Source organism: Arthrobacter sp. TMT4-20, from assembly GCF_054510775.1.
In genome coordinates, this window is the sequence record NZ_JBTNDW010000041.1 from 1 (window position 1) to 1279 (window position 1279).

Sequence of the window (1279 nt, forward strand, 5' to 3'; positions counted from 1 at the left end):
GGATAACAGCCTGGCCGAGAGCTTCTTCGGCGCACTGAAAAACGAGCGGGTCCACCGGACCGTTTACGCCACCAAACTACAAGCAAAACGAGACGTCATCCGCTATATCGAAGGCTTCTACAACAGCCGCCGCCGGCACTCAGCCCTCGGCTACCGTCGACCCAACGACGTCCATTACAGTTACCAACAGCCAGCCATGGCAGCATAAGAAAACCATCAAATCCGCTGTCCGAAATCACCGCAGCAGCTCAAATCGGATCCTGCGATAACGACTGGGCTGTTGTCATCCCACCGTTTCTCAAAGAGCGGCTCTAACAAGTTGCCGTTCCAGGCTCTCAAAACCACGTCTTGGGATGAGTCCTCGACCTCCGAGTAGCGTTGGCTAGGGATACGCACCGCCACTGGGGCCTGTTCCAGGGTGACGATCGGGATTCTCACGTAGCGCAACTCAGTATCGGGGACCTGGCGGGCGTTACGGCAACGCGGCGGAATCCGGTACGGGCGGTACGTGAGTTCGATGGTTATAAGGAAGGTCGGGGTGTCGGCGGAGGTGTTCGCGAGAGAGGTCATGTCAGTCATGTGTGCGGTAAGGGGGCCTTACTCTTCCCAGTTGGTGGAAAAGCTCCAGGGAACCTTCGCAGCGCTACTCCGCCAAGGTAGGTTGTTGAGAAAAGCCTAGGAGAGATGTGAACGATTTTCTTAATCAACTATCAGCCAAGAGGTCCCAGGTCGCGGCCGATGAATCCTGGCGGTCCTGGGTCCAAAAGAACGGCGCTGGTCTTGACCTGTGGGAGACAAGTGGCTCCCCCGAGGTCTTTGAATCGATCAATGCTTTCTTGAGGCTGGTGCCCGCAGAGTTGATGCATGCAGGGCGCGTCCTTAAAGGTCCGAAGAATCCAACCAGAACAGAACAAGGTGTCCCCGGTGTTCGTAGATCTGACCACCGTTTTCTTGGGTTAGGCGCGGCGGGGGCCAGCACCCGTGACGACCTGTGGACACGGGAGGGCAAAGAGGTCCGCTACGTTCACACTTTCTTCAAGCCTCCTGTTCTTGAATCACACATTGACGAGCCCTTCTTCATTTTGGGGGATGGACGGGTGTCGGGTTCACTTGGCTGGACCTCAAGTCTCCGCAAAATGTACGAGGCGATGTCAGAGTACATTGTCCTCTGGTTGGGTCCCCGGGTAGGAGTCCAGTGATTATGTGAGTTTCGCATCCGATAATGGGTGCAGGAGGAAATTCACCGATATGGCACGTAGACATACCCCTGATCAGGTCA

2 protein-coding genes are annotated in these 1279 nt (G+C 56.0%); one reads left to right on the forward strand and one right to left on the reverse strand.

Going from position 1 to position 1279, the window contains the following annotated elements; translation table 11 throughout:
- Nucleotides 1-208, forward strand: a 208-nt coding sequence (locus ACX80Z_RS15945) for an integrase core domain-containing protein (protein WP_459316577.1), incomplete at its 5' end; no start/stop codon positions are given.
- 8 nt (nt 209-216) lie between these two features.
- Here ACX80Z_RS15945 and ACX80Z_RS15950 read toward each other — a convergent pair.
- The gene (locus ACX80Z_RS15950; RefSeq protein WP_459316578.1) at nt 217-579 is read right to left on the reverse strand and encodes a hypothetical protein; all 363 of its coding nucleotides are present in this window, start codon (nt 577-579) and stop codon (nt 217-219) included.
- Between the last annotated feature and the right edge of the window lie 700 nt (nt 580-1279).

Coding starts and splice junctions, on each gene's coding strand:
- ACX80Z_RS15950 (WP_459316578.1), bottom strand. CDS start 579: ATGACTGACATGACCTCTCTCGCGAACACCTCCGCCGACACCCCGACC.